At 70.4% G+C, this 6,943-nt stretch carries 6 protein-coding genes; 3 read left to right on the top strand and 3 right to left on the bottom strand.

Going from position 1 to position 6,943, the window contains the following annotated elements; all coding sequences use genetic code 11:
• Together ACIQGV_RS39765 and ACIQGV_RS39760 are read left to right on the top strand one after the other, a co-directional pair.
• Positions 1-90: transposase (locus ACIQGV_RS39765; RefSeq protein ID WP_402504432.1), on the top strand; the 90-nt coding region annotated here is incomplete at its 5' end.
• Between the two features lie 161 nt (positions 91-251).
• Positions 252-1,106, top strand: a complete 855-nt coding sequence (locus ACIQGV_RS39760) for a GNAT family N-acetyltransferase (protein WP_402504429.1) — start codon at positions 252-254, stop codon at positions 1,104-1,106.
• A gap of 313 nt (positions 1,107-1,419) precedes the next feature.
• Here ACIQGV_RS39760 and ACIQGV_RS39755 read toward each other — a convergent pair whose 3' ends face one another.
• Entirely contained in the window at positions 1,420-1,581 is a 162-nt protein-coding gene (locus ACIQGV_RS39755) for a hypothetical protein (RefSeq protein WP_402504426.1), read from the bottom strand.
• 522 nt (positions 1,582-2,103) lie between these two features.
• Between ACIQGV_RS39755 and ACIQGV_RS39750 the strand changes: the two genes are divergently transcribed.
• On the top strand, positions 2,104-2,667 hold the full coding sequence (locus ACIQGV_RS39750; RefSeq protein ID WP_402504424.1) for a hypothetical protein: 564 nt from the start codon (positions 2,104-2,106) through the stop codon (positions 2,665-2,667).
• Positions 2,668-3,726: 1,059 nt separating this feature from the next.
• Here ACIQGV_RS39750 and ACIQGV_RS39745 read toward each other — a convergent pair.
• Complete coding sequence (locus ACIQGV_RS39745) at positions 3,727-4,413, bottom strand: hypothetical protein (protein ID WP_402504421.1); 687 nt, start codon at positions 4,411-4,413, stop codon at positions 3,727-3,729.
• 1,155 nt (positions 4,414-5,568) lie between these two features.
• Positions 5,569-6,309, bottom strand: a complete 741-nt coding sequence (locus ACIQGV_RS39740) for a Type 1 glutamine amidotransferase-like domain-containing protein (protein ID WP_402504419.1) — start codon at positions 6,307-6,309, stop codon at positions 5,569-5,571.
• Positions 6,310-6,943 lie beyond the last annotated feature (634 nt).

The raw sequence follows: 6,943 nt of genomic DNA, 5'->3' as shown, positions 1-6,943 counted from the left end.
TGGTCCGGCTCGTATTTCGCCGGGTCCGTCGGCGGCGCGCCGCTCAGCATCGTGAAGCAGTACATCGAGCAGCAGAACCGGCCGCTCTGATCCTGGCTGAGGCCGACAGCGCGGATCCGTGCGCACAGCTGAGGTCAGAGCAGTTCTCAGATTCGCTTCACCACCGGGCTGAAGCCCGGTGCACTGCGAATAGACCCGGTAGCTCTGTCGTTGCTGGACACCGGAGGGGAATGCTGTGCATGGTCGTCGGCGTGATCCCTGCATCCGGCCTCGCCCTGCGCCCCTGCACCAAGACCGACCGGACGGCAGTGCTGAATCTGATCAATGCCGACCGTATGACCGGTCAGCCTGCCGCAACCCCCGCGATGCTCGACGACGCTCTCAAAGGTTGTTCCACCACCGACGCCCACTGGTGGTCCGACCTCGATGGCCTCGCCACGTTCGTGGCCGTCGGCTCGTCGGACACCGTCCTCGGCGTCATCTCCTGCGCGGCGCGGCCCAAGGACGGCCACGGCGTGATCCTGTGGCTGCATTGCCACGAGAACGGGACGATCGCCCGCGCCCTGATCGACCACGCCGTACACCACCTCGGGCCCCGCCCCCTCGACGCCTTCGACTTCGCCACCGCCCTCACCCTCGGCCTCGAAGCCCTCCCGGTAAGACACCGCCCGGCCACCCATCAGGCACTCACCGAGGCCGGGTTCAGAGGGGAGGCCCTGTGGCGCTACATGCACCGCACCCTCCCCGCCCACGACCTTCCCCGCCTCGACCGCCACGTCACCGAAACCCCCACCCCCACCGGCCGGCGGCTCCTGGTCACCGACCACGGCGAGACCGTCGCCGATGCCACCGTCGACAGCCCCGTCCAAGGCATCGGAGTGCTGCGGTGGATCGGCGTGGAACCCGTGGCACGCGGCCGGGGAACGGGCCGGGGCCTGCTGGGAACAGCCCTGGACACGCTGAGCCGGATGGGCGCGGCAGAGGTGATCCTGTACGTCGACGACGACGCTCCGCCCGGAGACGAGCGGGACCGCACCGCAGCCCATGCTCTCTACGAATCCGCGGGCTTCCGGGAAATCGACAGGCTGTACTCCTTCGCCCGTTGAAGACCCTGCCTGGCATTCAGGCGGAATCCACCGCCACCCTCTACGCCTACGCCATGCTTCAGCCCGACCCGCTGCTCGCGTCCCCACCGCCTTCCCTGCTGCCCTCGGCAGCCCTGCCGGCCTCGCCTCCGAAGCGGCCGTCTGCGCGCAGCTGCTCCGGACCGGGGCCCGCGGCGACAGCCTCGTCCTTGAGGGCCAGTTGCGGAACTGGACCGGAGAACTCTGCCGCCGCTGACGCAAGGCTTCGGTCTCACCCACTGGCACTCGGGCAGCGGAAAGACGAAGGGCGCTGACACTGGGCAAGCCCCGGCTGTCATCGCCCGCCCATCCATGCGGCGCCCCCGAGTGCGCCTGCTGCGCTGCCGATCACGGCCAGCAACGGGTAGGGGACTCTCTCGATGACCAGGTGCACTCCACCCCAGTGCAGTTCGAGGAAAGGGGCGGGGTTCTGGCGCTTCACTCGTCGCGATGCCATACGGGCCTCCGGCTTGTCGGGGTGTGTATGGCACGGTCGCTAACGATCCGTCACTTCCATGGTGTACCCGAGAGCCTTCTCGGGCAAACCCCTTGAATAGCCTCTGACCTGCTGTTTCTTCGTTCTGATACCTGTTTTGGCGGCGTGTGGTCTCTCTGCTTGTCAGGGGTGTGCACGGCATGGTCGCTGACGGTCCGCTCATCCCGCTGCCTGCCTGGGGCCCGCCGGGCAGCGGCTGCTTCCGGTGCCGGTTCTCATGGCCCGGTCCGGCCGTGTGCAGGCCGTGGCTCCGCAGCCTCGGGTTCGCCGTGACCGGTCGTCGGGAGTCCTGGCGTGACCGGGCGCTGCAGGAGGCCCCACCGGCCGAGTGCGTACTCATCGGCCGTCCGGCAGACGCGGCTCCCGGTGCACCGAGGTCTTCACGCCGGCAAGCCGGTGCCTGACCGGGCTCCGCTGCGGATCTTCGTCTGGTCCGCCGACCCGCCCACGGGTGCCGGCCGGTCTCCCGGTAGCTTCCGCTCCATGGCCGACCTCGATGCACTCGCCCGTCTCTGCCCGCCGCCCGCCGGTCCGCCACCCGCAGTGGACTGGGACCAGGCCGAGCGCGCCCTCGGTGCGGCTCTGCCCGCCGACTACAAGCGCCTCGTCGAGACATACGGCGACGGCATCTTCGACGAGACGGTCTGGCTGCTCGTCCCCGACTCCGCCTACGACTCCTGCGACCTGCACGCGCAGGCGAAGGAACGGGACGAGATCCTGGCCGTCCTGTGGGAGTTCGAGGACAAGCCCGCCGGCCTGCAGGAGACAGGCGCGCGGGTCATTCCGTGGGCGTTCGAGGAGGGCTCGGGGGCGTTCCTGTACTGGCTGGTGCGGCCCGGCCGGCATCCCGACGAGTGGACCGTGCTCTACAACGAGGGGCGCGGCCCGCTGTGGGAGCACCATGACATGGGATGCCTCGCCTTTCTGCTGGCGGTGCTCACCAGCACGGCGGAGACGGAGTACTTCGGCCACCTCTACGAAGTGCTGAAGCCGACGGCGCACCGCTTCGAGACGGCCGGCCAGATTTTCGGAACGGCCGGGCGGTGACGCCGCCGGCCGCTCTCGATGACCTGGCCCGCCGCTGACGCGCCCGACCGGTTGCACGGTGAGGCTGACGGCACGAGGCTCCGGATCGGCGCGGAGTGAAAGGCATCCGTCCGCCGGGCCGGCTGCGCGAGCGGGGCGAGCGGGGCGAGCGGGGCAGAGGCCGGCAGGGCCGGGTGCGCCGGTCACTCTTCCGCGCCGTCGGGCAGGCGGGTCTGCCCGCCCTCGATCTATGGTCCGGTCACCCGGCTGGGATGTGACGGCGGGGTCGAGCGGTCCCGTGTTCCGCTTCGCACGCCGCACGGGACCGCGGTCGACACAGCTGCCCTGACCGACGAGCAGAGAGCACGCGGCCGACTGACTTGTTCCCGGTCCGGCGAAGACGCTTCGGATCCGGTGTGAGGCAGCCCTTGCGACGGCGAAAAAGATGCACGTCGCACCGAGGCGTCTGCGCGAAGGCCGTCGGCGCCGGGAACCCGAACCGACGGCGGTTGGGCGATGCGCCGGTCCGCGGCAACGGCCGACGGGCGCCGCCCGCTCGACGAAACCGCTTTGTGCCTGCCGTGAGCGGCCGTTGCTTCAGAATGCGGGCCCCGGTGCCGTCGATCTGCCGGCACTGCTTGGAGCGCCCGCACCGGGCGGATGACCGTCCGGTGTCCAAGGCACAGATTCAGGGGCGGGACATGATCCTGCGCAAGCGCAGACTTTCGGCCGGTCGTCGTGCGACGACCGTTCTCGCCGCGTCCGCCACCGCGCTCGCGAGCGTGCCTCCGTCATCGGGGGTGCCGACGCGAGCCCCGAGCCGGTCGCCAAGGGCAGGCCGATCACGGTCAAGGGCACCCTGAAGCGCGCCGACCGCAGCCCCCTTGCCACCGGTCGCGGCTGCGGAACAGGCACGCGACCGGCAACTGCACGTCATCCGGCTGAGAACGTCGACGCGCCCGGCCGTGGAGTCGGCCGGACGCGCCGCTGGCTCATGGCGTGCGGGGGCCGGCTTGCGAGTGGGTGACGGCCTGAGCTGGTCGGTTCACTCTTTTCCGGACCTCTGTGGCTGTCGTCCCGTCACGACAGGACGGCAGGGGGTTCGCAGCCGAGGTCGACACGGCTGCGGACGGCGAAGGAGATGCTTCCGGTGTTCTCCCAGATGTTGTTGATGCTGGCGAACAGCCACTGCGTGGTGAGGCTGTGGTCGGCCGTCGACAGAGTGGCTGTCCGGCCCTCCGTTCCCGGCCTGATCAGGAACGTCACCTGGGTGGCCGCAAGCTTCTGCGGCGGCGTCTCCCGGACGCTGAGGGTCGTCCCGCTCAGGGTTCCCGGCCCTGTCACCGACTGCACGCCGGCCACTGCCATGATCGACGCCAGATTGACCCGGTGGGTGTGGTACTGCGACCCGATCGGGTTGCGCGTGGTCTCCGGACGCCAGCTGAAGGTGAACGTCGACCCCGGCGCGATACTCCCTCCGAACGGGTTCGGCGACGACGCTTCGTGGATGATCCCCTCACCGAGCCGGGCCCCGAAGACGTTGCGCCAGTAGAACCGTGGGTTGAGCGTCGCGTTGCCGGCCTGGACGCACCGGACGGCCTCCGCCGACGTGTTCTGCGTCGCCGCAGCGGCGTTGTGCGGCATCGATGCGCCCAGCAGCGTCGCCGCGACGAGCACTCCCAGCCCGTACGCCCTCCTGCGCCTGCGTGGCACCGGCACGGCGGCGTCTTTCCTGGCGTCTGCCGGCCGGTTTCCTGCTTCGTGCATGCTTGCAGCCTCTCTGGTGTTGACGGTGTGTCCGGGCCGAGCGCTTCGTGATGTGCCTTTGGAAGCGGTCTCCGGATGCCTCGCTGCGGGTTCGCGTCAGGGGACGAGCGGACCTCCCTGACCGCTCGCACCGGCACGGCCCACGCATGAGGTGCTCAGCGCGGCGGCATGCGGCCGAAAGATCAAGAGCAGGCGAAACGTCCACATGCATCGACCGGGCCGCGCGCATGTATGCCGGGGAATCCGTCCCCTCCGTGGCGGCGGCCGGGCCCGGCTCCGGTTCTCCGGCGCGTCCTGTGACGGGCCTCTGGGAGGCCGCCGACCTGCGGCGTTCCGGGTTCGCGGCCATGCGCGACCCGGGACGCCGCTCTTCGGCGCCGAGGCCCCGCACCCGGTGCTCTCACCGCACGCTGAAGGCCGGGAGTTCTTCCCTGTGAACCGGCGGCCGAGCGGACCGGCATCGAGCGCATCCCTGAAATCCGGCTGGTCACCGAACACGCAGCGCCCGATCCGCGTCCTGTACGGCCCCGGCCGACCGGGCCCGAGGCGGTCTTGCCGGGCGCCTCAGGACGGGCAGCCTCGTCCGGCAGTGCCATCGGGCGCCAGATCACCTGGGCAGCCGGGCGCCGAGGCGCGAGAATTGCTGAAGGCGTACGCCGTTGGCATTTGCCAGGCATCAGCTCTCCCGTAATGCGCCGTCACCCGATCTCCCGCGCCCGCGTCCAGGTCTCGCATCGGCGTGCCCTCTCGTGCGGTGCGGTGCCGGCCGTCCGACACCGCGCGTACGCACGACGCCGTCAGCCGCCCCCGACCAGACCATGTACCACCGGGGCCCGACCAGGGCCGCGATCCGATGGCCTCTGCCACGCCCCGGCCGTGGTCGGCCCGGCAACCCCGCCCCGCGATCCGGGCACCTGACGGCGTATCCGCAGGTGATCACCTTGATGTCCTGCTCGTCGTGGGCGAGGGTCTTCATGGCGGCGGCGCGGCTGACCGAGAGGGAGTTCCGTGAGCGGTTCCGCTGCGTGCCGTGCGTGGCGCGGGTGCCCGTACGCGCGGCCCGCAGGCGTGAGGGTGCGCTCCGGCGCCAAGGCCGGTCGCCCTGCGGGCTGCCCGGGGGCACGGGGCGGAGCTGTCGGCGACGGCTGAAAAGGTTCACACGGGCGGAGTGGGCTGATGCGCTGGGACGAGCAGCCGACATGGCAGAGCTTGTTCCTTGACTCCGCTGTCCCCGTCCGGCTCCACCCGATACAGCCGGGCCTGAGGCGTGCGAGTCACCGTGTCCGTCAACTGACCGTCGGTGAAAAGGGCACCGACGCCGTCCTCCACTGCCCAGCCGGCCGGAAGCGCGTGGTGTGCCACGGCCGTCCGATAGGACGACCGACGCCCCGGCTCACTGTCGTAGTGGGGGCAGACCGAGCCGGAGAGCACACCCAGCCCGTCCGAGAGGTGAGTCAGCGGCCCGAAGGAGTCGGTGTGCGAGCCCTCGGCCCAGCAGTTGGCGCCGGCACTGATGCCGCACAGCAGGGTCCCGCGGTCGAATGCCTCGCGCAGCAGCCGGTCCACGCCGTGCGCACGCCAGACCGCCAGCAGGTTCGCGGTGTTGCCCCCACCCACATAGACGACGTCCTGAGAGAGCAGGAACGTTCGCAGGTCGTCGTCATCGAGGTCCCGCCGAAACAGCCGCAAGACACTGGGCTCGCAGGAACGTGCCTGGTATGCCGCAAGGAATTGCTCGACGTAGCCGGGGGCGTCGCCACTGGCTGTCGGAACGAAGCACACCTTGGGCCGAGGCGCACGCACCTGATCAAGCACCCAGTCGTCCAGCAGACCGTCGTCGTCGGTGGAGAAGCCGCCTCCAAGAAGAGCCAGACGACGTTCCGGAATGACAGCCACGAGGGTGCCTCCTCAGTTCACGATCCAGACGGAGCCGATGTCCCGAACGGTGCCAAGCCATCGGCTCCGTCCGCAATCGAACAGGCCCTCCGCCGACGCGAAATCCTCTCCACTCAGGACGAGACAGCGCCCAACCGCGGACCGAGAACGACGGCAGGCCCGTGTGATCCACTCCTTGGTCCGGAAAAGCGCTCCAGACCACCCGCACGGTGCGGGATGCGGCCGGTGCCCGCGATGCCTGTGACCCCCTTACGGAACTCCACGCCGTGACTGCCGGCGTCGCGGGCGAGGAGCAGGCGCCCGGGCCCGGTCAGCCGCACACCATCGACGTACCCGGCCTGTTCGCCCAGCACCTCAAAGCCACCGGGATCACCGAGAATCCGCGGAGCGCTGCGCGGTGGCCGGAGGACCTGCCGCGGGCAGGGCTACCCGGTCCGCTTCGGTGCACCGTCTGTGCTGCACCGAGCGGTGCTCAGGGCAGTGCGCCCCCGGCGACGGCGGGTTTCCGTCCCGGCCGGGCGCAAGGCGTACGGACGGCGCCTATGCTGGCGAACTCCGGGATGCCGGGGTGGCCTTCCTGACCAGCCGCCGTGGCGGCGCTTCGGCCCCCCACCGGCCTCTGGCCGGTGCTGCC

The organism is Streptomyces sp. NPDC093094 (genome assembly GCF_044754345.1).
In the GTDB taxonomy this organism is placed as follows: domain Bacteria; phylum Actinomycetota; class Actinomycetes; order Streptomycetales; family Streptomycetaceae; genus Streptomyces.
This window is presented reverse-complemented; position numbering and strand designations above follow the sequence as displayed.